The 23,708-nt window shown below is 68.9% G+C and carries 26 protein-coding genes; 22 read left to right on the top strand and 4 right to left on the bottom strand.

The annotated features are described in order from the left end of the window. The first annotated feature begins 33 nt into the window (after window positions 1-33). The 4 genes from ACE3N6_RS07385 (at window position 34) to ACE3N6_RS07370 (ending at window position 2,323) form a co-directional block, all read left to right on the top strand. Complete coding sequence (locus tag ACE3N6_RS07385) at window positions 34-357, top strand: hypothetical protein (RefSeq protein ID WP_374244542.1); 324 nt, start codon at window positions 34-36, stop codon at window positions 355-357. 560 nt (window positions 358-917) lie between these two features. After that, the gene (locus tag ACE3N6_RS07380; RefSeq protein ID WP_374244541.1) at window positions 918-1,295 is read left to right on the top strand and encodes a hypothetical protein; all 378 of its coding nucleotides are present in this window, start codon (window positions 918-920) and stop codon (window positions 1,293-1,295) included. A 408-nt stretch (window positions 1,296-1,703) separates the two neighbouring features. Beyond that, window positions 1,704-1,946, top strand: a complete 243-nt coding sequence (locus ACE3N6_RS07375; protein WP_374244540.1) for a type II toxin-antitoxin system VapB family antitoxin — start codon at window positions 1,704-1,706, stop codon at window positions 1,944-1,946. Beyond that, window positions 1,943-2,323: a type II toxin-antitoxin system VapC family toxin gene (locus ACE3N6_RS07370; RefSeq protein WP_374244539.1), complete on the top strand. Its 381-nt coding sequence runs from the start codon at window positions 1,943-1,945 to the stop codon at window positions 2,321-2,323. Before ACE3N6_RS07375 ends, ACE3N6_RS07370 begins: the two co-directional genes overlap by 4 nt. Before the next feature lie 127 nt (window positions 2,324-2,450). Here ACE3N6_RS07370 and ACE3N6_RS07365 read toward each other — a convergent pair whose 3' ends face one another. Beyond that, window positions 2,451-2,903: a hypothetical protein gene (locus tag ACE3N6_RS07365; protein ID WP_374244538.1), complete on the bottom strand. Its 453-nt coding sequence runs from the start codon at window positions 2,901-2,903 to the stop codon at window positions 2,451-2,453. A gap of 125 nt (window positions 2,904-3,028) precedes the next feature. Between ACE3N6_RS07365 and flhA the strand changes: the two genes are divergently transcribed. The 6 genes from flhA to motD all read left to right on the top strand — a co-directional run bounded on the left by flhA (window position 3,029) and on the right by motD (window position 10,129). Beyond that, complete coding sequence (gene flhA / locus ACE3N6_RS07360) at window positions 3,029-5,116, top strand: flagellar biosynthesis protein FlhA (protein ID WP_374244537.1); 2,088 nt, start codon at window positions 3,029-3,031, stop codon at window positions 5,114-5,116. 169 nt (window positions 5,117-5,285) lie between these two features. Continuing rightward, window positions 5,286-6,827: a flagellar biosynthesis protein FlhF gene (gene flhF / locus ACE3N6_RS07355; RefSeq protein WP_374244536.1), complete on the top strand. Its 1,542-nt coding sequence runs from the start codon at window positions 5,286-5,288 to the stop codon at window positions 6,825-6,827. A gap of 1 nt (window position 6,828) precedes the next feature. Beyond that, window positions 6,829-7,614 (top strand): MinD/ParA family protein, encoded by a 786-nt coding sequence (locus ACE3N6_RS07350; RefSeq protein ID WP_374244535.1) that lies wholly within the window; start codon window positions 6,829-6,831, stop codon window positions 7,612-7,614. Between the two features lie 119 nt (window positions 7,615-7,733). Then, window positions 7,734-8,507: an RNA polymerase sigma factor FliA gene (locus ACE3N6_RS07345; protein WP_374244534.1), complete on the top strand. Its 774-nt coding sequence runs from the start codon at window positions 7,734-7,736 to the stop codon at window positions 8,505-8,507. A 20-nt stretch (window positions 8,508-8,527) separates the two neighbouring features. Next, complete coding sequence (locus tag ACE3N6_RS07340) at window positions 8,528-9,268, top strand: flagellar motor protein (RefSeq protein ID WP_374244533.1); 741 nt, start codon at window positions 8,528-8,530, stop codon at window positions 9,266-9,268. A 3-nt stretch (window positions 9,269-9,271) separates the two neighbouring features. Then, window positions 9,272-10,129, top strand: coding sequence for a flagellar motor protein MotD (motD, locus tag ACE3N6_RS07335; RefSeq protein WP_374244532.1), 858 nt, complete (start codon window positions 9,272-9,274; stop codon window positions 10,127-10,129). An 87-nt stretch (window positions 10,130-10,216) separates the two neighbouring features. On the opposite strand, the gene ACE3N6_RS07330 is transcribed toward motD, so the two are convergent. The 3 genes from ACE3N6_RS07330 to flgA all read right to left on the bottom strand — a co-directional run bounded on the left by ACE3N6_RS07330 (window position 10,217) and on the right by flgA (window position 11,798). Then, complete coding sequence (locus tag ACE3N6_RS07330) at window positions 10,217-10,693, bottom strand: flagella synthesis protein FlgN (RefSeq protein ID WP_374244531.1); 477 nt, start codon at window positions 10,691-10,693, stop codon at window positions 10,217-10,219. A gap of 6 nt (window positions 10,694-10,699) precedes the next feature. Next, window positions 10,700-11,011 carry a flagellar biosynthesis anti-sigma factor FlgM gene (gene flgM / locus ACE3N6_RS07325; RefSeq protein WP_374244530.1) on the bottom strand — a complete coding sequence of 104 codons (312 nt, stop codon included), beginning with the start codon at window positions 11,009-11,011 and terminating at the stop codon, window positions 10,700-10,702. A gap of 91 nt (window positions 11,012-11,102) precedes the next feature. Next, entirely contained in the window at window positions 11,103-11,798 is a 696-nt protein-coding gene (gene flgA / locus ACE3N6_RS07320) for a flagellar basal body P-ring formation chaperone FlgA (RefSeq protein WP_374244529.1), read from the bottom strand. Between the two features lie 326 nt (window positions 11,799-12,124). On the opposite strand from flgA, the gene flgB reads away from it, so the two are divergent. The 12 genes from flgB to ACE3N6_RS07260 all read left to right on the top strand — a co-directional run bounded on the left by flgB (window position 12,125) and on the right by ACE3N6_RS07260 (window position 23,560). After that, window positions 12,125-12,529, top strand: a complete 405-nt coding sequence (gene flgB / locus ACE3N6_RS07315; RefSeq protein WP_374244528.1) for a flagellar basal body rod protein FlgB — start codon at window positions 12,125-12,127, stop codon at window positions 12,527-12,529. Window positions 12,530-12,539: 10 nt separating this feature from the next. Then, a complete protein-coding gene (flgC, locus tag ACE3N6_RS07310; protein ID WP_374244527.1) occupies window positions 12,540-12,950 on the top strand; it encodes a flagellar basal body rod protein FlgC in 411 nt (136 codons plus the stop codon). A 24-nt stretch (window positions 12,951-12,974) separates the two neighbouring features. Then, on the top strand, window positions 12,975-13,646 hold the full coding sequence (locus tag ACE3N6_RS07305) for a flagellar hook assembly protein FlgD (RefSeq protein ID WP_374244526.1): 672 nt from the start codon (window positions 12,975-12,977) through the stop codon (window positions 13,644-13,646). A gap of 13 nt (window positions 13,647-13,659) precedes the next feature. After that, window positions 13,660-15,225 carry a flagellar hook protein FlgE gene (locus tag ACE3N6_RS07300; protein WP_374244525.1) on the top strand — a complete coding sequence of 522 codons (1,566 nt, stop codon included), beginning with the start codon at window positions 13,660-13,662 and terminating at the stop codon, window positions 15,223-15,225. 19 nt (window positions 15,226-15,244) lie between these two features. Next, window positions 15,245-15,985 carry a flagellar basal-body rod protein FlgF gene (flgF, locus tag ACE3N6_RS07295; protein ID WP_374244524.1) on the top strand — a complete coding sequence of 247 codons (741 nt, stop codon included), beginning with the start codon at window positions 15,245-15,247 and terminating at the stop codon, window positions 15,983-15,985. A 258-nt stretch (window positions 15,986-16,243) separates the two neighbouring features. Beyond that, the gene (gene flgG / locus ACE3N6_RS07290; RefSeq protein WP_374244523.1) at window positions 16,244-17,026 is read left to right on the top strand and encodes a flagellar basal-body rod protein FlgG; all 783 of its coding nucleotides are present in this window, start codon (window positions 16,244-16,246) and stop codon (window positions 17,024-17,026) included. 22 nt (window positions 17,027-17,048) lie between these two features. Beyond that, complete coding sequence (locus ACE3N6_RS07285; RefSeq protein WP_374244522.1) at window positions 17,049-17,729, top strand: flagellar basal body L-ring protein FlgH; 681 nt, start codon at window positions 17,049-17,051, stop codon at window positions 17,727-17,729. An 11-nt stretch (window positions 17,730-17,740) separates the two neighbouring features. Beyond that, window positions 17,741-18,889 carry a flagellar basal body P-ring protein FlgI gene (locus tag ACE3N6_RS07280; RefSeq protein WP_374244521.1) on the top strand — a complete coding sequence of 383 codons (1,149 nt, stop codon included), beginning with the start codon at window positions 17,741-17,743 and terminating at the stop codon, window positions 18,887-18,889. A gap of 1 nt (window position 18,890) precedes the next feature. After that, window positions 18,891-19,856, top strand: coding sequence for a flagellar assembly peptidoglycan hydrolase FlgJ (gene flgJ, locus ACE3N6_RS07275; RefSeq protein ID WP_374244520.1), 966 nt, complete (start codon window positions 18,891-18,893; stop codon window positions 19,854-19,856). A gap of 70 nt (window positions 19,857-19,926) precedes the next feature. Beyond that, a complete protein-coding gene (flgK, locus tag ACE3N6_RS07270; protein ID WP_374244519.1) occupies window positions 19,927-21,879 on the top strand; it encodes a flagellar hook-associated protein FlgK in 1,953 nt (650 codons plus the stop codon). A 17-nt stretch (window positions 21,880-21,896) separates the two neighbouring features. Further along, window positions 21,897-23,090 carry a flagellar hook-associated protein FlgL gene (flgL, locus tag ACE3N6_RS07265; protein WP_374244518.1) on the top strand — a complete coding sequence of 398 codons (1,194 nt, stop codon included), beginning with the start codon at window positions 21,897-21,899 and terminating at the stop codon, window positions 23,088-23,090. A gap of 5 nt (window positions 23,091-23,095) precedes the next feature. Next, window positions 23,096-23,560: a hypothetical protein gene (locus ACE3N6_RS07260; protein WP_374244517.1), complete on the top strand. Its 465-nt coding sequence runs from the start codon at window positions 23,096-23,098 to the stop codon at window positions 23,558-23,560. Window positions 23,561-23,708: the final 148 nt, after the last annotated feature.

The raw sequence follows: 23,708 nt of genomic DNA, 5'->3' as shown, positions 1-23,708 counted from the left end.
CGAATGCCGGCCCCCCGCGCAGGCCTTGCGATCATGGTCGACCTATTCCTCTACACCCTGGGGCCCCCGCTTCTCGTCGTGGCCCTGTCCGCCCCGTGGGTGCTCCGCGCGGGCAAGTCCCAGCCCGGTCTCGTCTGGCGTCTGGCCTTCATGATCGGCTCGATCGGCGGCTTCTTCATCTTCGTCGCCGTCGGCTGCGCGGAGGATCGATCCTTCGCCGAAAGCCATGGAGGGCGGCCGCCGATGATCTCGTCCGCCTCCATCGCGGTGATCTACGGCGGAATCTTCAGCCCACTGGGCGCCGCAATCAGCGCCGTCCCCCTGTGGCTCTACGCCAGGCGGTCGAAGGAGCGTTGAGCAGCGGAGGACGGGGGCAGGGGCCGCGCCCGTGGCCCACGCAGCGCACGCTTTCCTCAATCTTGTCCCCTTGTTCCCTTCTCACGATAGCCCTGGCCTTTATCGCGAGGGCTTGTTGTCTTGTCTCGGGCTATCGATCCTTTTCAACGATAGGGCTGAGCCTTATCAAAAGGGCGCTGGATAAGGGAATGTCCTATCGTTGAAAGCCCTCGGCCCCACTGAGCTTTGTCACAAGGGCACAACACCGTGCTCAGTCCCGACGTGGATGCGCTCGGTGCCCGCAGCGCCTTGTCGTGCAGGCTTGCCGGATGCTTGCGTCCGCGCTCCCCCTGCCGCAGCGGTGGTCGGGGTGGCGTATGGCGCGCCGCGCCTTTCCGGGCCGTCACCCTCACCGTGGCGTGGGGCCGCGCGGCGTGCCCGCGTTCGCTCGGCATGTTCGGATGTGTGCGCGTGAATGCAATTCAAATTTGTGGATGCATTTCGGGTTGACTGTATGCATAATCCGGCATGGGCGACGCGTCGCGCGCCCTGCCCGAACATCATTTCATTCTGGAGAGAACATGACATCCACCGCCACCGGCCGCGTCGCCCCTCAGGTGCTCGAAGACGACATCCAGGCCTTCATGGCCCTCGCCACCATGCCCGACTACGCGCCTCGCGATCCCAATGTCACCCTTGCGGCCATCACCGCCACCTACGAGGAACTCCTGGCCGACCGCGCCGCCCTGGTGCACGCCCAGATCGCGATGGACGCCGTGCGCGACAGGCTCGCCAACACGGAACAGCGCATCCACAAGCAGATGCTCGACGCCAAGAGTCAGGTGCGCGCCCAGTATGGCGACGACTCCAACGAGCTTGCCGCGATGGGGCTCAAGAAGAAATCCGAGAAGAAATCCCCCACCCGCCGCCCGCGTGGCAACAGCGCCGCGGGTGTGTGAGCGCGGCGCCGGTCACCCGATGAAGCGGCGCCGCAACGGCGCGGAACGGGCGGCCTTCGCCTTCCGGGCGGCCGTGCAGGCAACGTCTCAAGCGGTGGAGGTGCCGGCTTCCTCCCGCATCCCGATCACTTCCGGCAACTGGAGATTCAAATGAGCAAAGGTGGAAGCAGCGGCGGCGCCCGTGGCGGTGCCTCGCAGGGGGGCGGTGGGAAAGGCGGTAGCAGTGGCGGCGGCGGCCGCGGCCAGGGTAACGGCGGTGGCTGGCCCAGCGGCACCGGCCAACCCTCCGGCGGTGGCCGTAGCAACGCCCCTGCGGGTGGCGGTGGCAAGAAGTAGATGAAGCGGAGCCGGCTGGGCGTGGCCCGGCTGGCTCACTCCAATGCCGAGCTTGCTTTTGCATCCGTGTGGATGCAGATTCGCACCATCATGGATGCTTGGGAGCGCCGCATGCGTACGACAGTGACGATTGATGATGCCCTTTACGAGCGGGCACTGGAACTGGCCGATCCTTCCATGGACAAGGCCGATCTGTTCCGTGAGGCGATCAAGACCTTCGTCCGGGTCCAGGCGGCCAAACGGCTCGCCGCGCTGGGCGCCAGTGCCCCGGATATGCAGGGCATTCCTCGAAGCCGGGAACAGGATCAGCGATGAGCGGCGTGCTCGTCGATACCTCCGTGTGGGTAGACCATTTCAGGCGCAGCAACGATGCGCTGGTCGAACTGCTCGGGCTCGATCTTGCAATGTCGCACCCGCTGGTGATTGGCGAAGTTGCCTGCGGTACGCCACCGGACCGGATGCGCACTCTCGCCGATCTGGGGCTGCTACAGCCGACCCGACAGGCCAGCGTGTTCGAGGCGCTCACCCTCATTGAGCGGGAAAAACTCTTCGGCGGGGGCTGCGGACTGATCGACATTCTCCTGCTGACCTCGACGCTGATGACACCCGGCGCCGTGCTCTGGACGCTGGACAGGCGGCTGGGCTTGCTGGCGGAGCGGTTTGGGGTGGGGTATCGGGCGGCGAGGCATTGAAGAGCCGTGTGCTGCAAGCGTCAGGCGGGTACTTCTAAGCCCGGCAGCACTCGCGGCTTCGGCACAAGGGCGTCAATGGATTGCCCTGAAAGATGATCTTGGCCGTGTTACGGGCACCAAGGTGCACTCATTCTGGGTCTTGAAGGTTTCTTAGCGCTGCGCTCATGGCCGCGTAGCCATCGGAGGGGTACATCGGCCAATTCTGGGGCATGCAAAAACCCTTGCGTCTTTCGGTGTTGCCGAACGACGCATGCCAAGGATTATTGAGTGGCAGCACCCATCCCTCAGTGTTGGTTTCGCCGAACTGGTCATGTGTGATGTCGATGATATGCCCACAAGCCTCGAACCAGGCGTGGCTCTGGTTTCGTGAAAGACCTGGGTGGTGCTCTCCGCATACATAATCGCCGTCAATGCCGAAGTGTTCCTTCAACAATCGGCCAATTAGATTAGCTGATGCGCCACAAGCCCCGGCAGGGAAATCCGAAAAATCAATCGAGCGAGGTTGCTTAGGCAGGCTCTCTGCTCCACGGCGACAAGCCTCGGCGAATCGTATGAGAGTATTCAAATCGATGGTATCCATGCCCTAAGGCTAGCACCATTAAGGGCGATCTTGCTCAGATGAGCAGGTGCCTTCCCCGAATTACCCCCCCTTTCCCCCTCACTTCCGCCCTTTCCCCGGCGCTGGTCTGAGCGACCATCCGGAGCATGAACGGAAGTCTCAACCTGCGCACGCTGTTTGCGCCCAGCAACATCCGGCAGCTTGCCGGGCCGCTGCTCATCGTCCTCATCCTGTCGATGATGGTGCTGCCGCTGCCGGCCTTCGTGCTCGACCTGATGTTCACCTTCAACATCGCGGTGTCGGTGATGGTGATGCTGGTGGCGATGTACACCAGGAAGCCGCTGGATTTCTCGGTGTTCCCCACGGTGCTGCTGGTCACCACGCTGCTGCGCCTGTCGCTCAACGTGGCTTCGACGCGGATCGTGCTGCTGGAGGGCCACACCGGGCCGGATGCGGCGGGCAAGGTGATCGAGGCCTTCGGTCACTTCCTGGTGGGCGGCAACACCGCGGTGGGCCTGGTGGTGTTCATCATCCTCACGGTCATCAACTTCGTGGTCATCACCAAGGGCGCGGGGCGGATCGCCGAAGTGGGGGCGCGCTTCACCCTCGACGCGATGCCCGGCAAACAGATGGCCATCGACGCCGACCTCAACGCCGGCCTCATCGATGAGAAGGAGGCCAAGAAGCGCCGGGCCGAGACCTCTCAGGAGGCCGACTTCTACGGCGCCATGGACGGTGCCTCCAAGTTCGTCCGCGGCGACGCGGTGGCGGGCATCCTCATTCTCGGGATCAACGTGGTGGGCGGGCTGATCGTCGGCGTGCTCCAGCACAACATGGAGCTGGGGCAGGCGGCCACCAATTACACCCTGCTCACCATCGGCGACGGGCTGGTGGCCCAGCTGCCGGCGCTCATCATCTCGGTGGCGGCCGGCCTGGTGGTGTCGCGGGTGGGCGACGACGGGGACATGGGCTCCCAGGTCATCGGGCAGGTGTTCTCCAACCCGCAGGTGCTGGTGCTCACCGCGGCGATCCTGGGCATCCTGGGTTTGATCCCCGGCATGCCCAACTTCGTGTTCCTGCTGCTGGCCAGCGCCTTGGGTTACATGGCGTGGCGGGGCGGCATCAAGCAGACGGAGGCGGTGGAGGAGGAGGCGCCCGCCGCGGCGCCGGTGGTGCCTGCCGAGAGCCAGGAAGCCAGCTGGTCGGATGTCACCCCGGTGGACGTGCTGGGGCTGGAGGTGGGCTACCGGCTGATCCCGATGGTGGACAAGGGCCAGGACGGCGAGCTGCTCAAGCGCATCCGCGGCCTGCGCAAGAAGTTCGCCCGGGACATCGGCTTTCTGGCCGCGCCAGTGCACATCCGCGACAACCTGGAACTCAAGCCCAACGCCTACCGCATCGTGCTGAAGGGGGTGGAGATCGGCACCGGCAACGCCTTCCCCGGGCAGTTCATGGCGATCAACCCGGGGCGGGTCTCGGGCCCGCTGGCCGGCCGCGAGACCACCGATCCGGCCTTCGGCCTGCCCGCGGTGTGGATCGACGCCAGCCAGCGGGAGCAGGCCCACGCCCTGGGCTACACCGTGGTCGACGCCAGCACCGTGGTGGCCACCCACCTCAACCACCTGATCCTCAGCCACGCGCCCGAACTGCTGGGCCGCACCGAGACCCAGTCGCTGCTCGACCACATCGCCAAGGACAACCCCAAGCTGGTGGAAGATCTGGTGCCCAAGCTGCTGCCGCTGGCCACCGTGCAGCGGGTGCTGCAGAACCTGCTCGACGAGGGCGTCAACATCCGCGACATGCGCTCCATCGTCGAGGTGCTGGCCGAATTCGCCCCGCGGGTGCAAGACCCGCTGGAGCTTACGTCCCGCGTGCGTCAGGCCCTGGGTCGGGCGATTGTCCAGGGGCTCTTCCCGGGCAGCGGCGAGGTGCAGGTGATGGCCCTCGATCCGGGCCTGGAGCGGGTGCTGATGCAGGCCATGGCTGGCGGCGGGCCGGACGGCGGCGCCATCGAGCCGGGCCTCGCCGACACTCTGCTGCGCGAGACCGCCGCCGCCGCCCAGCGCATGGAAGACATCGGCCTGCCGCCGGTGCTGCTGGTGCCGGCGCCGCTGCGCTGGCTGCTGTCGCGCTTCCTGCGCCGCAGCGTGCCCACCCTCAAGGTGGTGGCCAACTCCGAAGTGCCCGAGACCCGCCTGATCCGCGTCTCGGCGATGATCTCCCCCACCGCCTGATCCTGCCGTCGGCGCGCCCGGAATGGGCGCCGGCCGGCCCCGCCGCAGGAATAGCACCCTAAAACCTGTCTTTTCCCGGCCATCGAAAGACGACCGGCTGCGGATAATCAAACGTACCGAAGTGCCCACGCCGATCCCGTGAGTGCCTTCGTACCCCGGAGACAGGAGCATGAACGTCAAGCGCTACTTTGCCAAAACCGCCCGCGAGGCCCTTCGCATGCTGAAGGACGACCTCGGTCCGGACGCCGTGGTGCTGGCCAACCGCGCGGCCAACGGCGGCGTCGAGATCCTCGCCCTGCCGGCGGGCGATGTGGCAAGCCTGCAGCGTGCCCGCAGCCAGGCCCAGGCCGCCGCAGCGGCGCCTGCGCCCGCCCCGGTGGCGGCGGCTCCCGCGCCTGCTCCTGCGCCGGATTTCTTCGACGACGACTTCCGCGTCAGCCTGTCCCGCGCCGCCGCGGCCAACCGCCCGGCCCCATCGCCCGCGCCGACGCAAGCCGCCCAGCCCCGGCCGGCCGCCCCTCGCGCCCCCGACATGCAGCCCTTCAACCCGCCGCGGGTCGAGCTTAACCGCGACGTGTTCAATGCCGCCTCCAGCCAGATGCGCCGCCCGCCCGCCGAGGCGCCCCGTGCCCCGGCCCCGGCCCAGCCCCGCTCGCCCCTGCGCAGCGACGCCGCCGCCCGCGCCCCCGAAGCCCCGGCCCGCCAGCGCCCCACCGGCATCGAAGAAGAAGCCCGCATCCGCGCCCTCGAATCCGCCAACTCCCAGATGGCCAACGAGCTGGCTGCCATCCGCACCATGATCGAACGCCAGCTCGCCGGTTTTGCCTGGGGCGAACTGAGCCGCAGCGCCCCCGGCCGCGCCCGCCTGATCGGCGATCTGCTCGAGGCCGGCTTCTCTGCCGTGCTGGCCCGCGAGCTGGCCGAGTGCGTGTCCGAAGACGAAGCCCCCGAAGAAGCCCACCGCCTGCTCCACGCCGAACTCGCCCGGCGCTTCCGCGCCATGGACTGCGACGCCGACATCATCGACCGGGGCGGCGTGTTCGCGCTGGTCGGCCCCACCGGCGTCGGCAAGACCACCACCACCGCCAAGCTCGCTGCCCGCTGCGTGGTGCGCCACGGCGCCGACAAGCTGGCCCTCATCACCACCGACAGCTACCGGATCGGCGCCCACGAGCAGCTGCGCATCTACGGCCGCATCCTGGGCGTGCCGGTGTACGTGGTGCGCGACGCCACCGACCTGCGCGAAACCCTCGCCAGCCTGCGCGACAAGCACATGGTGCTGATCGACACCATGGGCATGAGCCAGCGCGACAAGATGGTCGCCGAGCAGGCCGCCATGCTCACCGGCGCCGGCAAGGTGTCGCGCCTGCTGCTGCTCAACGCCACCAGCCGCGGCGACACCCTGGACGACGTGGTCAATGCCTACGGCGGCGACGATCTGGCCGGCGTGATCCTCACCAAGATGGACGAAGCCATGTCCCTCGCGCCGGTGCTCGACGTGGCCGTGCGCCACCAGGTGAACGTGTACTACATCGCCAACGGCCAGCGGGTGCCGGAAGACCTCCACCTGCCCGACCGGGACGCGCTGCTCGACCAGGCGCTGCGCGAGCTGCCCGCCAACTCCCCCTTTCGGCTCGACCCCCTCGAAGCCGGCCTGCTGATGGCCGGTGCCGGCCAGACCGGGGTCGCCCAACTGCGCGGAGGGGTTTGAGATGCTCCACGCCTCCGATCAGGCCGCCGGCCTTCGCCGCCTGTTCCGCCGCACCCCGGCCGGGGTGGTGGCCCTGTTCGCCTCGGGCCGCGCCCCGCGGGATCTGGCCATCCAGACCCTCACCGCCCTCACCGAAGGGGCCCGCCGCGTGGTGGCCATCGACGAGCACGCCCCCGACCGCGGCTCCCTGCTGGCGGCCTTCGGCTACCCGGACGGCGGCGACCTGCTGGGCGCCCTGCAAGGGCAGCACGACGTGACCGAGACCATGCGCGAAGTGGCCGACGGGCTGTGGGTGGTGCCTGCCGCCGCCACCGTGCTGGCCGTGCCGCTGCTCGACGAAGCCCAGCACGCCCGCCTCGAAGCCGGCATCGCCGAGCTGCAGCGCCGCGCCGACCTGCTGGCGATCCACACCGCCGGCGACGTGCGCAACCTCACCCCCTTTGCCCGCGCCGCCGGCCGCCGCCTGCTGGTGGTGGAGGCCAGCGGGGTGGGCGCCCGCGGCGCCTGTCAGTGGATCAAGGGCCTGGCCGCCGCCGGCGCCGGATCGCTGGAGATCGCCGTGAGCGGCGCCCGCGACCGGGCCGACGCCACCGCGCTCTTCGCCAGCCTCAACGACTTCACCGGTCGCCACGTGGGCCTGCCCCTGGTGTGGCGCGGCGAGGTGGAACGCGACCCCCTGGCCGACGCCATGACCACGCCCCTGGGCGCCCGGCACCCGGCCGAAGGGGCCCAGGCCTTCATCCGCCGGCTGCGCGCCTGGTCGACCCAGGCCGGTGTGGCCGGTTGAGCCGGGCAAAAAGTGCAATTGTGAAATCTTGTGTCGTCGGCTGCATGAAAGCCTATCGTTGCCGATGAGTAATGGGAGCGCCGCGCGACTCCGAAACCAGACCAGAAAGCAGACGAAAGATGTACACCGCTTCCGGCACCCTCGATAAAGAGCAACTCGTCGTCCAGTACGCGCCGCTGGTCAAGCGCATCGCCTATCACCTGATGGCCAAGCTGCCTGCCAGCGTGCAGGTGGAGGACATCATCCAGAACGGCATGCTGGGCCTGCTCGACGCCATCAACCGTTACGAGGAAGGGCTTGGCGCCCAGTTCGAGACCTACGCGGTGCAGCGCATCCGCGGCTCGATGCTCGACGGCCTGCGCGAGAACGACTGGCTGCCCCGCAGCCTGCGCCGGGACATGCGGCGCATCGAGGCGGCGGTGCATCAGCTGGAGCAGCAGAACGGCCGCCACCCTACCGAGGCCGAACTGGCCGACTCGCTGGGCGTGCCGCTGGCCGAATACCAGCACATGCTGCAGGAAGCCCGCGGCTACCAACTGGTGTACTTCGAGGATTTCAGCGGCGAGGGCGAGGACGACTACCTTGAGCGCCACATCACCCTCGAAGGCAACGACCCGCTCACGCTGCTGCTCGACAGCAACATGCGCGACGTGCTCATCAAGGCCATCGACGACCTGCCCGAGCGCGAGAAGACCGTGATGGGCCTGTACTACGAGCAGGACATGAACCTGCGTGAGATCGGCGAGGTGCTGGGCGTCTCGGAATCCCGCGTGTGCCAGCTCCACAGCCAGGCCATCGCCCGCCTGCGCTCGCGCATCTCCGGCGCGATCCAGACGGCGCCCAAGGTCAAGGGTGAGGGCCGCGGCCGCGGTCGTCGCCCGGCCGCCGGCTGAACCGGGCCCGGGGCGTCGCCATGGACAGCATCAGCCTGATCGGCCTCACCCTCGCGCTGGCCGCGATCCTCGTCGGGCAGGTGCTCGAGGGTGGTCACGTCGGCTCGCTGATCCAGCCGACGGCCTTCCTCATCGTCATCGGCGGCACCCTTGGCGCGGTGATGCTGCAAAGCTCGCTCAAGGTCTTCCGGCTGGGCGTGCAGATGATCCGCTGGGTCTTCATGCCGCCGGCGCTCAATCACGACGCGCTGATCGCCGAGGTGGTGCGCTGGAGCAACGTGGCCCGCAAGGAGGGCCTGCTGGCGCTGGAAAGCCAGATCCCCGCCATCGACGACCCCTTCATCCAGAAGGGCCTGCAGCTGCTGGTCGATGGCGTCGAGCCCGACCGTCTGCGCGAGGTGCTCGAAGTGGAGATCGACACCTGGGAAGGCCAGATGAAGCAGGGCGCCAAAATTTGGGAGGCCGCCGGCGGCTATGCCCCGACCATCGGCATCCTGGGCGCGGTGATGGGCCTCATCCACGTGATGGAGAACCTCTCCGACCCCTCCAAGCTGGGCTCCGGCATCGCGGTGGCCTTCGTGGCGACGATCTACGGGGTGGGCTCCGCCAACCTGATCTTCCTGCCGGTCTCGAAGAAGCTGCTCGGGGTGATCGGCACCCTCGCCTCGATGCGCGAGATGCTGCTGGATGGTCTCGTCGGCATCGCCAACGGCGACAACCCGCGGATCATCGAGAGCCGCCTCAAGGGCTACACGGGGTAGGCGATGGCGCGACGCCGGAAGCACGAGGACGAGCACGAGAACCACGAACGCTGGCTCGTCTCCTACGCCGACTTCATCACCCTGCTGTTCGCCTTCTTCGTGGTGATGTACTCGCTCTCGTCGGTGAACGAGGGCAAGTATCGGATCATGTCCGACTCGGTGGTCAACGCCTTCCGCAAGCTTGGCGTGCAGACCAACAACGCCCAGATGGCGTCCGCCCCCATCCCGTCGATCCGCCCCAGCGGCCCGCCGCCCAGCCCCGAGATCGAGGAGGCCCGCAAGGCCAAGGCCGAGCGGGTCAAGAACATGGCCGAGGAGATCCGCAAGGTGCTCGCCCCGCTGGTGGCCGACGGCCAGGTGCGGGTGACCGAGGGCGCCTTCGGCATCACCGTCGAGATCAACGCCAGTGTGCTGTTCAACCCCGGCGAGGCCCAGCTCGGGCGGGAGGCCGTCGCGGCCCTGCGGGCGGTGGGGCAGGTGGTGGGGCCGGCGGAGTTCCCGATCACCGTCGAGGGTCACACCGACACCATCCCCATCGCCACCGCGGCCTTCCCGTCCAACTGGGAGCTGTCGGCGGTGCGGGCGTCGAGCGTGGTGCGGCTGTTCGTGGAGAGCGGCGTGCAGCCCGCGCGCCTCACCGCGGCAGGGTATGGCGACCAGCGGCCGGTGGCCGACAACGCCACGCCCGAGGGGCGGGCCCGCAACCGGCGGGTGACGATCCTGATCGAATCGCGGGCGGTGGAGCCCCAGGCCCAGCCGAAGCCGCGGGCCTCCGGCATCGCCGACTCGATTCTGCCGGCCGATGCGGCGCCCCCAGTGCCGGCCTCGCCCCCCGCAGACGCCAACAGGCCCGCGCAGTAGCGGGCGCACGGACGCGGCGCGGTCAGGCCACAGGCGAAGCGGGGGAGGAGGGCGCGTGCCCGAGACGGGCCGGTGCGCAGGCCGGAATCAGACCGAGCCGAGGTGGCGGCTGCCGCCGGTGGGGCGGGACTGGCCGTCCGGGCCGTAAATCTGGGGGTGCTCTGCGGCGGCGAGGAGGGTGGTGAGCGCCTGCTGGTTGTTCTGCAGACGCTGGGTAATCAGCTGACCATTGACCCGGTTGCGCTCCTTGGCCTGATCGGCCAGCGCCACCACCTCGCTCCAGGCGGTGAGGGCTTCGGGGTTGCCGGCCAGCACGATGCGGATGTTCTCGTTGGTCACTTTGGCCCCGACCCGGGCAAACATCGCCAGCCGGTCGTCGGACAGGCGCTGGAGCGCCCGGTAAAGCGCCGTCTTCTCTTCGGCGAGCAAGGCCAGCGCGTCGATCTGGCTGTGCACCAGCAGCGCCTCCTCCCGCTCGAGCAGGGCCACGAAGCCGCGCATGCCGCGCAACTCGTCCTGGATGAGCTGGGCGAGGCGAGCCTGGAAGCCGGGATCGACAGCCATGCCCGCTTACGCCTTGGAAGTTTGAGCGTTGAGCATCTGACGCACGCTGTCGATGAGCCCGTCGGCCACCTTCTCGGTGTCCACCTTGAAGCGGCCCTCGCTCATCGCCTGCTTGATCTCATTCACCTTCGCGCTATCGACCACCGGCGTGTTGGCGATGGTCTGCTCCATCTGCTGCAGGCGGGCGGACAGGGAGGACAGCTCGACCTTCTCGCTGCTGCCGGCGTCCTGGGATTTCGGTGCTTCCTTGGCAGTGCGCGTGCGGCCTTCGCCGGACGGCAGATTGCTGGTCGCTTTGACAGAGTTATCGATCTTCACGGCAGTGCCCTTTCATCCATAAGTCGACTGGGTATACGACGCATGGAGATGAAACTTTAACCCATTCGGGACGAAGGGCGCGGCGGCCGTTTCATGGCAGCGTGATTTCGACAACGCCTCCGCTGCGGGCGATGCCCCGCACCACCTGACCGCTCGCAAGGCGCACCTGGGCGGGCTGGCCGACCCCGGCCGAACTGAGGGCCACCCCGTCGTTGGCCACCTGGAAGCCGGCCCCGCCGGAGACCACCTTCACCGGCTGGCCCTGGGCCACCGCCAGTTGTGGGCGCAGGTGGCTGGCGGTGAGCGGACGGCCGGCGGCGAGGTTGATCCGGGCAGTCTGGCCGATGGCCTGGGCCGGGTCGGTGAGCACGTCGGCGGCCATCGAGGTGAGTTCGCCGGTGTCGACGCGCAGGTCGCCCGGCGCGATGGGCTGGCCGGCGGCGAGCGGGCCGGCGGTGAGCAGGTAGGGGCCCTTCACCCGCACCTCGGCGGGCACCCAGGCCGACCACGCCGTCGGCGCCAGGCAGCGCACGCCGACCGAGATGCGCCCCCAGGCCCGTGCGCCGGGCGGCAGGAAGGCTTCGAGCTGGAGGCAGGGGGCCAGCGCGTTGCCGGCGCCGAACTCGCCCACCTGAATGCTCACCTCGCCCGACAGGCTGCGGGCCTGGGCGGCCAGGAAGCGGCTCACCTCGGCCCGCACCGGCGCGGCGTCCTGGCGGGCGGCGGCCGGCGCGGCAAGGTTCAGCAGCACGAGGAGGAGGGCGAGAAAGCGGGGCACGGAGGTCATGGCATGGCAGCGCGAAGCGCGATGACGCCATTGAACCATGTGGGCGCCCGTCGCCGCGACGGGAACAGACGCGCTTTTCCGGCCCTGTTCGAGGCGGCCGGTGGCGGGCGGCCGGGCCGGCAAAGTTTGCCGCGGCGGCAGTGGCGGGGAGGCAAAAAAGCGGCTGCCGGCCGGGGAATTGGGGCGCGATTTGCCGCCTGTTCGACCCATCGACGGCGGTGGCCGGCTCATAAGATGGCTGGCACGGAAGCTGCAAAGGTGTGGCTGCCAGCCGGTCTCCAGCAGCTTACGGCGGACCCGGCACCCAACTTGAGGGATTAGCAGACATGACGAACCGACTGGACGATACGCTGCGTTTTCACCAGACCGCGCTCAACGCCCGCGCCTACCGCCAGCAGGTGATCGCCTCCAACATCGCCAACGCCGACACGCCCAACTTCAAGGCCCGCGACGTGGATTTCCGCGAGGCCCTGACTGGCGCCCTTGGCGGCGCGACCCGCGGCCTGCCCCTCAAGACCACCGCCCAGCGCCACATCGCCGGCGCCGCCGCCAACCCGCTGGAGGCCAGCCTCAAGTACCGCAACGAGGTGCAGGGCGCGGTGGACGGCAACACGGTGAACATGGATACCGAGCGGGCCGCCTTCGCCGAGAACTCGGTGCAGTACCAGGCCAGCGTCACCTTCATCAACGGCCTGCTGCGCTCGATGCAGATGGCCGTCCAGGGCCAGTAAGGAGATCGCCATGAGCATGCTCAATGTCTTCCAGGTGGCCGGCACGGCGCTCCACGCCCAGTCGATGCGCCTGAACACCACCGCCAGCAACCTGGCCAACGCCGACAGCGTGGTGGGTGCCGACGGCCAGCCCTACAAGGCCAAGCAGGTGGTGTTTGCCGCCACCCCGATGCCCGGCGCCGGCGTGGCCGCCCAGGGCGTGCGGGTGACCCAGGTGGTCGAGAGCGCCGCGCCGATGCGCATGGTGTTCGACCCGAAGAGCCCCGCCGCCAACGCCGAGGGCTACGTGACGATGCCCAACGTGAACGTGGTCGAGGAGATGACCAACATGATCTCCGCCTCCCGCGCCTACCAGACCAACGCCGAGATGATGGGGACGGCCAAGAGCCTGATGGAAAAGACCCTCGCCATCGGACAGTAACAGTTCATCGAGATTGGAAAGATCATGAGCACAGTGGGTTCCGCCACCTCCGCCGAAGTCATCGCCGCGCTGCAGAAGAACACCGCCTCCACCGCCTCGAAGACCGACGCCGCCCAGAGCCGCTTCCTCACGCTGCTCACCGAGCAGCTGAAGAACCAGGATCCGCTCAACCCGGTGGACAACGCCCAGATGACCTCCCAGATGGCCCAGATCGAGACGGTCAATGGCCTCGAGAAGCTCAACACCACCCTCGCCACCCTGCTCGCCAACAGCCAGTCGGGCGAGGTGCTGCAGGCGGCGGCGCTGGTGGGCAAGGGCGTGATGGTCAACGGCAACGGCCTCAGCCTGACCAGTGGCAGCAAGACCTACGGCGGCTTCGAACTGCCCACCGCCGCCGACAAGGTGACGGTGACGATCAAGGATTCCAACGGCCTCGAAGTGCGCAAGCTCGAGCTGGGCGCCGCCGACGCCGGCGTGCACAACTTCGCGTGGGACGGCCTGAGTGCCAGCGGCGCCCAGGCCGCCACCGGCAAGTACAGCATCAGCGTGGCCGCCACCCGGGGCGACACCACCCTGAAGCCCGTCGCGCTGCAGATCGCCACCGTCAATAGCGTGCTGCGCAGCAGCAGCGGCAGCGTGTCCCTGGATGTGGGCAGCGGGGTGGTGAGCCTCGCCGACATCAAGCAGATTCTCTAAGCGGAGACAGAAAATGGCTTTCCAGCAAGGTTTGAGCGGGCTCTCCATCGCCTCCAAGGCCCTCGACGCCATCAGCAACAACGTGTCCAACTCGGGCACCGTCGGCTTCAAGCAATCCACCACCCAGTTCTCCGACGTCTTCGCCGCGTCGCTGGCCGGCGGTGGCACCCAGGTTGGCATCGGCGCGTCCATCGACAAGGTGTCCCAGCAGTTCACCCAGGGCAACATCTCCACCACCAGCAACGCCCTCGACCTGGCGATCAACGGCCAGGGCTTCTTCCGGATGAGCGACAACGGGACGATCACCTACAGCCGGAACGGCCAGTTCCAGACCGACAAGAACGGCTACATCGTCAACGCCAGCGGCCTGCGCCTGACCGGCAAGCTCGCCGACTCCAACGGCGTGCTCACCGGCACCACCGGCGACATCAAGCTCAACTTCAGCGACGCCAAGCCCGCCGCCACCACCAGCGCCGGCTACAACGTCAACCTCGACTCCCGGGCCAAGACCCCCACCGCCATGACCAAGGCCGCGGTGTACGGCACGGCCGCGCCGTCCCTCACCGTGGGCGCCGCGCCCGCCAACACCCTCAGCATCACGGTGGATGGTGCCGCGACGCCCGTCACCGTGACCGTCGCCCCGGGCACCTACGCCGACGTGGGCTCCCTCGTCACCGCCGTCCAGACCGCCATCGACAAGACCGCCCTGAAGGATCGGGTCAAGGTGGCCAGCGACAGCACCGGCGTCGTCAACTTCTCCTCGCTGCGCGGCGGGCGCCTGTCCGGCATCCAGGTGAGCGGCACCGCCGCCACCGCCCTGAACGTGCCTGCCACCGCCGCCACCGCCACCAACGCCGCGTTCAGCATCTCCGACCCCACCAGCTACACCAGCACCACCTCCCAGACGGTGTACGACTCCCTCGGCAACGCCCACACCCAGTCGCTGTACTTCGTGAAGACCGCCCAGTCCAACATCTGGGACGTCTACACCAGCCTCGACGGCGGCTTCCCGCCCGAGATCGACCCGGTCACCGGCACCCACACCCCCAAGACCATCAGCTTCGACGCCAACGGCGTGCTGCAGACCCCGACCTCCTTCAGCTCCTCCTACGCCATCTCCACCGGCGCCGCGGTGCCCCTCGCCTTCACCGTCGAGCTGGAAGGCTCCACCCAGTTCGGCAACAGCTACGGCGTCAATCAGCTCACCCAGGACGGCTACACCACCGGCAAGCTCTCCGGCCTCACCGTCGACCCCGACGGCACCATCCAGGGCAACTTCAGCAACGGGCAATCCCGCGTGATGGGGCAAGTCTGGCTGGCCGCCTTCCAGAACCCCAACGGCCTGCAATCCCTCGGCGGCAACCAGTGGGCGGTGACCAACGCCTCCGGCCCCGAGCAGCCCAACGCGCCCGGCACCGGCAGCCTGGGCGTGCTGCAGTCTGCGGCGGTGGAAGATTCCAACGTGGATCTCACCTCCGAGCTGGTCAACATGATTACCCAGCAGCGCGCCTACCAGGCCAACGCCCAGTCCATCAAGACCCAGGACCAGATCCTGCAGACGCTGGTCAACCTGCGCTGATTGACCCCGGGAGCCCCGCATGGACCGCCTGATCTACACCGCAATGACCGGCGCCTCCGCCACCATGGGGCTGGCGGCGGCGCTCGCCCACAACCTCGCCAACGCCACCAGCACCGGCTTCAAGACCGAGATGCACAAGCTGCGCGCGGTGCAGGTGCAGAACGCCCAGATGCCTACCCGCGCCTTCGTCGCCGACGCCAGCGTGGCCGACGACTTCTCGCCCGGGCCGCTCCAGCACACCAACCGCGGCCTCGACATGGCCATCCAGGGCAAGGGCTGGTTTGCGGTGCAGATGCCCGACGGCACCGAAGGCTACACCCGCAACGGCAACTTCGAGGTGAGCGCCAACGGCATCCTGCAGACCCGCGGCGGGCTGCCGGTGCTGGGCACCGGCGGCCCGATCACCATCCCGCCCGACGTGGAAGTGGCGGTCGGCGCCGACGGCAGCATCTCCACGGTGCCCCGCAGCGGCGCCCGCAACAGCACCAGCGCGGTGGATCAGCTCAAGCTGGTCAACCCGCCCGAGGCCGAGCTGCGTCGCGGCGGCGACGGCTTCTTCCGCACCGCCGGCGGCGCCGCCGCCCCGGCCGACCCCGCGGTGCGCGTCGCCTCCGGCTACCTGGAGGGCAGCAACGTCAACGTGGTGGAGCAGATGGTCTCGATGATCTCCCTCGCCCGCCAGTACGAGATGCAGACCAAGATGCTCTCCACCGCCCAGGAGATGGACCGCTCCTCCACCCAGCTCGTCGCCAAGGCCTGAGCGCCGCCGCCCTCCCGCGCCCTGCCGCGCGCACCGGCAGGGCGTTTTCACGTCTGCCGCCCGGCAAGATTTACCGGGCGGCCTGCCGGGTGCGCCGGCCGGCCCTTGCCGCTACCGGCTTTCCCCCTGAATTGACAGGCTTTTCTCCACCTTCTCCGGGGCTGGAACGGCTCTTGCTGAAGCTAGGATGACCCTGCCGCCCCTTGCGCGGCCAACCCCGTCGCCCGCCGGCGACCACCCGAAGCACAGGAGCCCCCGATGATCCGCGCCCTCTGGATTGCCCGTACCGGTCTCGACGCCCAGCAGACGCAGCTCGACGTCATCTCCAACAACCTGGCCAACGTGGCCACCAACGGCTTCAAGCGCTCCCGGGCGGTGTTCGAGGATCTGCTCTACCAGAACCTGCGCCAGCCCGGCGCCCAGTCCACCCAGCAGACGACGATCCCCTCCGGCCTGCAGATCGGCACCGGCGCGCGGCCCATCGCCACCGAGCGCATCCACACCCAGGGCAACCTCACCCAGACCGGCAACGCCCTCGACGTGGCCATCCAGGGCGAGGGCTTCTTCCAGATTCTGTTGCCCGACGGCACCACCGCCTACACCCGCGACGGCGCCTTCCAGAAGGACGCCAACGGCCAGATCGTCACCTCCAGCGGCTACCCCCTGCAGCCGGCCATCACCATCCCCGCCAACGCCCTGTCGGTCACCATCGGCAAGGACGGCGTGGTGTCGGTGACCCTGCCCAACCAGACCGCCCCGTCGCAGATCGGCAACGTGCAGCTGGCGGGCTTCGTCAATCCGGGCGGTCTGCAGAGCGTCGGCGAGAACCTCTACCTCGAGACCGCCGCCAGCGGCACCGCCAACCCCAACACCCCGGGCACCAACGGGGTCGGCGTGCTCAACCAGACCTACGTCGAGACCTCCAACGTCAACGTGGCCGAAGAGCTGGTGCTGATGATCCAGACCCAGCGCGCCTACGAGATCAACTCGAAGGCCGTCTCCACCTCCGACGCCATGCTCGGCAAACTCACCTCGCTGTAAGCCCCGCGCGCGGAGAACGACGATGACCCCCTTCCTCCGGCCCCTCGCCCCCGCCCTGGCCGCGCTGGCCCTGGCCGGCTGCGCCGCCCTCCAGGCCACGCCGCCCACCGCCGTGCACCAGCCCATGAGCGTGCGCCCCGAGCCGCGCACCGCCCTCGCGTCGCAGCCCGGCTCGATCTTCCAGCCCAACTTCTCGCGCCCGCTGTTCGAGGACCGCCGCGCCCGCTTCGTGGGCGACGTCATCACCGTCAACCTGGTGGAACAGACCGCCGCCAGCAAGAAATCCTCCACCACCGCCGAGCGCAACGCCAGCCTGGACGCCTCCCTCTCCGCCATGGCCAAGCTCCCGCTCAAGGGCCTCGCCGGCCTCGACGCCAACGCCTCCGACGCCAGCAAGTTCGGCGGCAAGGGCGACGCCGCCGCCAACAACACCTTCACCGGCACCATCACCGCCACGGTGATCGAGGTGCTGCCCAACGGCAACCTGCTCGTCTCCGGCGAGAAGCAGATCGCCGTCAATCAGGGCAACGAGTTCATCCGCTTCTCCGGCGTCGTCAATCCGGTGTACGTGACCGGCGCCAACACCGTGCAATCCACCCAGGTGGCCGACGCCCGCGTCGAATACCGCGCCAACGGCTATCTGGACGAAGTCCAGACCATGGGCTGGTTGCAGCGCTTCTTCCTCACCGCCATGCCGTTCTGAGGGCCGCCGTCATGCCGCGCCGCACCCACCGCCGCCTCCTCACCGCCACCCGCCCGCTGTCCCGCTGCCTGCTCGGGCTGCTCGCCGCCTTCTGCCTGCTGGGCAGCCCGGCGGCCGCGGCCGAACGCCTGAAGGATCTCGCCTCCATCGGCGGGGTGCGTCAGAACCAGCTGATCGGCTACGGCCTGGTGGTGGGCCTGGACGGTTCCGGCGACCAGACCACCCAGACCCCCTTCACCGTGCAGAGCATCATCAACATGCTCGGCAACCTGGGCGTCACCCTGCCGCCGGGCCAGTCGCTGCAGCTCAAGAACGTGGCCGCGGTGATGGTCACCGCCAGCCTGCCGCCCTACGCCCGGCCGGGCCAGCAGATCGACGTCACCGTCTCGTCGATGGGCAACGCCCGCTCGCTCAAGGGCGGCACCCTGCTGATGACCCCCCTCAAGGGCGCCGACGGCCAGATCTACGCCATGGCCCAGGGCAGCCTCGCGGTGAGTGGGGCCGGCGGCGCCGCGCCGTCGGGCGGCAAGGTCACCGTCAATCACCTGTCGGCCGGGCGCATCCCCGGCGGCGCCACCGTCGAGCGGGCCGTGGCCAGCCCGGTCGGGCAGGGCGACTCGGTCTTCGTCGAACTCAACACCACCGATTTCGGCACCGCCCAGAAGGTGGTGGAGGCCATCAACGGCGTCGCCCCGGGCAGCGCCCAGGCCCTCGACGGCCGGCAGATCCAGGTGCGCGCGCCGGAGGATCTCAACCAGCGGGTGGCTTTCCTGGGCAAGCTCGAGAACCTCGACGTGACCCCCGCCATCCAGGCCGCCAAGGTCATCGTCAACTCCCGCACCGGCTCGGTGGTGATGAACCAGAAGGTCGCCCTTCAGAACTGCGCCGTCTCCCACGGCAGCCTCACCGTCACCATCGCCAACGAGCAGCAGGTCAGCCAGCCCGGCGCCTTCTCGGGCGGCCAGACGGCCGTCACCAACAAGGGCGGCGTGGACATCAAGCAGGAGGGCGGCAACATCTTCAACATCAAGGGCGGCACCAGCCTGGCCGACGTGGTCAAGGCCCTCAACGCGGTGGGCGCCAACCCCCTCGAGCTGATCGCCATCCTCCAGGCCATGAAGGCCAGCGGCGCGCTGCGCGCCGAGCTTGAGGTGATCTGACGTGGCCGCCTCCGACTTCAGCCAGATCAACGCCCTCGACCCCAACACCCTGGGCGGCCTGCGCCGGCTGTCGAAGGAGAACTCCCCCGAGGCCACCAAAGAGGCCGCCCGCCAGTTCGAGGCCTTGTTCGTCCAGCAGATGCTCAAGTCGATGCGCGACGCCACCCCCAAGGGCGGCATGTTCGACAGCGACGAGACGCGCATGTACCAGTCGCTGCTCGACCAGCAGATGGCCATGCAGCTCTCCACCCGCGCTGGCGGCATCGGCCTGGCCCGGGTGATCGAGCGCCAGCTCAACGCCGGCAAGGCCGAGGTGACGCTGCCCGACGGCCCGGTGCCGCTGGATGCGGCGATCCGCCGGGGCTTCGACGCCGCCGTGTCGCCCGCCGGCACGGCAAGCGGAGCGGCAAAATCTGCCGCAGCGGCAGCTTCGGCTGCGGCAACTGCCGTGCCCCAGCTCCCCAACATGCCGGCCGGCGCCGGCCCCCGCGCCTTCGTCGAGAAAGTGTGGCCCCAGGCCGTCGAGGCCAGCCGCGCCACCGGCATCCCGGCCCGCTTCCTGGTGGCCCAGGCCGCGCTGGAGACCGGCTGGGGCAAGTTCGAGTTGAAGAACGCCGACGGCACGCCCAGCCACAACCTCTTCAACATCAAGGCCGGCAAGCGCTGGGGCGGCGACACCGTGAGCACCGCCACCACCGAATACGCGAACGGTGCCGCCACCCGCGAGAACGCCCGCTTCCGCGCCTACGGCAGCTACGCGGATTCCTTCCGCGACTACGCCAACCTGATCCGCAACAACCCGCGCTACGCCGCGGTGGTGGGGCAGAGCGACGCCACCGCCTTCGCCCGCGGGCTGCAGGCGGCCGGCTACGCCACCGACCCCCAGTACGCCGACAAGCTCGCCCGCATCATCAACGGCAACACCCTGCGGGTGGCGCTCGCCGCCAGCGCCACCCCCTCCGCCTGAGGGCGCGGGCAGAGCTGGCAAAGTTCTTGCATAGGTTGGGTCGGACCCCACCGACGCAAGGACGCGGATCATGAGCGCCAGCCTCTACAACATCGGACTCACCGGACTCAACGCCGCCCAGGCCGGGCTGCTCACGACCAGCCACAACATCTCCAACGCCGGCACCACCGGCTACAGCCGGCAAAGCGTCGTCCAGAGCACCAACCCGGCCCTCTTCACCGGCGCCGGCTTCTTTGGCGAAGGCACCAAGGTCGACACCGTCAAGCGCGCCTACAACGGCTTCCTGAGCAACCAGGTGCTGGCCGCCGAGACCCGCTTCAAGGAGTACGACACCTACGACGTGGAGATCGGCCAGATCGACAACATGCTGGCCGACTCCACCGTGGGGCTCACGCCGGCGCTCGAATCCTTCTTCGGCGGCGTGCAGGAAGTGGCCGCCAACCCCTCGAGCATCCCCGCCCGCCAGTCGATGATCTCCACCGCCCAGAGCCTGGTGGCACGCTTCCAGAACCTCTCCGAGCGGCTCACCGACGTGCGCGCCGGGCTCGAGAGCCAGATCAAGGAAACCGTCGGCGCGATCGGCACCTACGCCAAGGAGATCGCTGAGATGAACCACAAGATCGCGGTGGCCCAGCAGGCCGGGTCGGCCCAGCCCGCCAACGACCTGCTCGACACCCGCGACCAGCTCGTCAAGGAACTCAACCAGCTCACCCGCGTCTCCACCGCCACCGGCAGCGACGGCTCCCTGTCGGTGTTCATCGGCACCGGCCAGCCGCTGGTGGTGGGCACCGTGGCCACCACCCTCGAAGCCCAGCCCTCCAGCGCCGACCCCCACCGCTTCAACGTCAACATCGTCACCAACAGCGGCAACGCCATCACCATCCCCGAGAGCCTGCTGGGCGGCGGCAGGCTGGGTGGCCTGCTGGCGATGCGCAGCGGCTCCCTCGACACCGCCCAGAACCAGCTCGGGCTGGTGGCGGTGGGCCTCGCCACCGCCTTCAACGCCCAGCACGTGCTCGGGCAGGATCTCAACGGCAACCTGGGCACCGACTTCTTCACCCCGCCGGCGGTGGCGGTGGCGCGCTACGCCAGCACCAGCTCCGCCTCGCCCGACGTGCAGTTTGCCGACATCACCAAGCTCACCGGCGACGACTACAAGCTCACCTTCACCGACACCACCGGCGGCTACGCCCTCACCCGGGTGTCGGACGGCGCCTCGGTCACCGCCGCCTCGGTGGGCCTCACCATCACCCCGCCGACCACCTCGATGGTGGGCGACAGCTTCGTGATCCTGCCCACCCGCAACGCCGCCGCCAACATCGGCGTGTCGATCAGCGACACCCGCATGCTCGCCGCCGCCGCGCCGGTGACCAGCGCCGCCACCAGCACCAACCTGGGCACCGGCAGCATCTCGGCGCCGGTGGTGTCCAGCACCGCCAGCCTGGCCGCCTTCGGCACTGCCGCCGCGCCCCTCAAGCTCACCTACTCGGGGGGCAACCTCAGCGGCTTCCCGGCCGGCCAGCCGGTCACCTACACGCCCCTGGGCGCCGCTGCCGTCACCCTCGCCGCGCCGGTGGCGTCGATCCCCTACACCAGCGGGATGAGCATCGCGGTGGGCGGCGTCAGCTTCTCGATGACCGGCGCGATCAAGGACAACGACACCTTCACCGTTGGCCCCAACACCAAGGGCGTCTCCGACAGCCGCAACGCCGTGCTGCTGGGCAACCTGCAGACCACCAAGGTCATGCTCGCGGCCGGCGGCCAGCCCTCCGCCACCCTCCAGTCGGTGTATTCCCAGCTGGTCAGCGCGGTGGGCAACAAGGCCCGCGAGGTGAGCGTGAACCGCGACGCCCAGGAGAGCCTGGTCGATCAGGCCACCACGGCCCAGCAGTCGGTGGCCGGCGTCAATCTCGATGAAGAAGCCGCCAACCTCATCCGTTATCAACAGGCATACCAGGCCGCCGGCAAGGTGATGAGCATCGCCTCCAAGCTCTTCGACGAAGTGCTGGCCCTCGGCCGATAACCTGAAGGAACTCCGCCATGCGCGTCACCACCGGCATGATCTACGACTCGGGCGTTGGCCAGATGCAGCGCCAGAACGCCCAGCTCCTCGACACCCAGAAGCAGGTGGCCACCGGGCGGCGCATCCTGCGCCCCTCCGACGACCCGGTGGCCTCGGCCCGGGCGCTGGAAATCTCCCAGTCGAAGAGCGTCAACAACCTCTACGCCGCCAACCAGGGCTACGCCAGCGACGCCCTCAAGCTGGTGGACAGCAAGCTCGACGCCGCCAACGAGATCGTCACCTACGTGCGCACCCGGGCGGTCGAGTCGGGCAACGGGGTTTACACCGCCAGCGAGCAGGCCAGCATCGGCGCCGATCTGGCCGAACAGTTCTCGGCGCTGCTGGGCATCGCCAACAGCCAGGATTCCACCGGCGAGTACGTCTTCGGCGGCTACAGCAGCAACATCCAGCCCTTCACCGGCGGGCTGGCCGGCGGGGTCGGCTACCAGGGCGACCAGGGCGAGCGCACGCTGCAGATCTCCGCCTCGCGCAACCTGCCCATCACCAGCTCGGGCGACGAGATCTTCAACGCCATCCGCGCGCCGGCGGGCTCCGCCTTCGCGCTGGCGGGGGCGGGCAACACCGGCGCCGCGCAGGTCTCCGGGTCCAGCCTGTCGGCCGCCTACAACGGCCACAGCTACGCCGTCAGCGTGGGCGCCGGCCCCACCTATCAGGTCTTCGATTCCACCGCCGACCCGGCCCACGCCAGCCCCATCGCCCCCACCGTCACCACCAGCGGCACCAGCACCACGCTGGCCTTCGGCGGGGTCAGCCTCACCCTCAGCGGCGCGCCGGCGAGCGGCGACAGCTTCAGCGTGTCCACCGTGTCGAGCACCTTCGACGTGCTGGGCAACTTCGTCAATGCGCTCAAGTCGGGCAACGCCGCGGCGATCCGCTTCAACGGCACCCAGACCATCGCCGGCATGGACGCCTCCCAGGAGAACGTCTCGCGGGTGCGCTCCGGCGTGGGCTCGCGGATGGTGGAGGTCGAAACCCAGCAGAACATCAACGGCAACCTCGACCTGCAGTTCAACGAGGCCCTGTCGCGGCTGGAGGACGTGGATTACGCCGAGGCGGTGAGCAACCTCACCCAGCAGCGGACCTTCCTGCAGGCGGCCCAGCAGAGCTTCCTGAAGGTGAGCAACCTGTCGCTGTTCAACTACCTGGGCTGACGGCGATGCGTCCCCGCCCGTCCTCCGTCGCCCTGGCCCTGGCGGCCTTCCTGGCCGGCTGCGAGCACCTGCCCGCCAAGGAGTGGGCCCTGCTGCCGGCCGGGGCCCTGCTGCTCAGCGACGCCACCCTGCTCAAGGCGCCGGTGGCGGCCGCGGGGCTGGCCTTTTACGTGGTGAGCGACCCCTTCGCGCCCAACTGGGTGATCGAGGAATCCCGCCAGTCCGACGAGCGCTACCTCCTCGCCCTGCGCCACAAGGCCGTGCACAGCGGCGGGGGCGGCGAGGCGCGCCAGGTGTTCGCCCGCCGCGCGGCGCAGCTCGCCGGCCAGCCCGGCTTCGGCGCCTACGAGGTGGTGAACTGGCAGACCGGCATCGACAGCGGCCGGCCCTTCGCCCAGCGGGTGGCCTACGGCGAGGTGCGGCTGGTGCGGTTGCAGCCGCCCCGGGATGTGGCCAACTCGGCGCCCTGAGGCGGTCGGGCATCTGTACCTATCTTTTTTCCGTTTTTTAGATCTGTACCTATTTTCCGGCCGCCGCCTGCAAGCGTCTCTGAACCTTGCGACGCCGGACGGACTTCCGTAAGGTGCGCCCATCTCAGGCACAAGGAAACGAAGACGC

Source organism: Zoogloea sp., assembly GCF_041904905.1.
Taxonomy (GTDB): Bacteria; Pseudomonadota; Gammaproteobacteria; order Burkholderiales; family Rhodocyclaceae; genus Zoogloea.
This window is presented reverse-complemented; position numbering and strand designations above follow the sequence as displayed.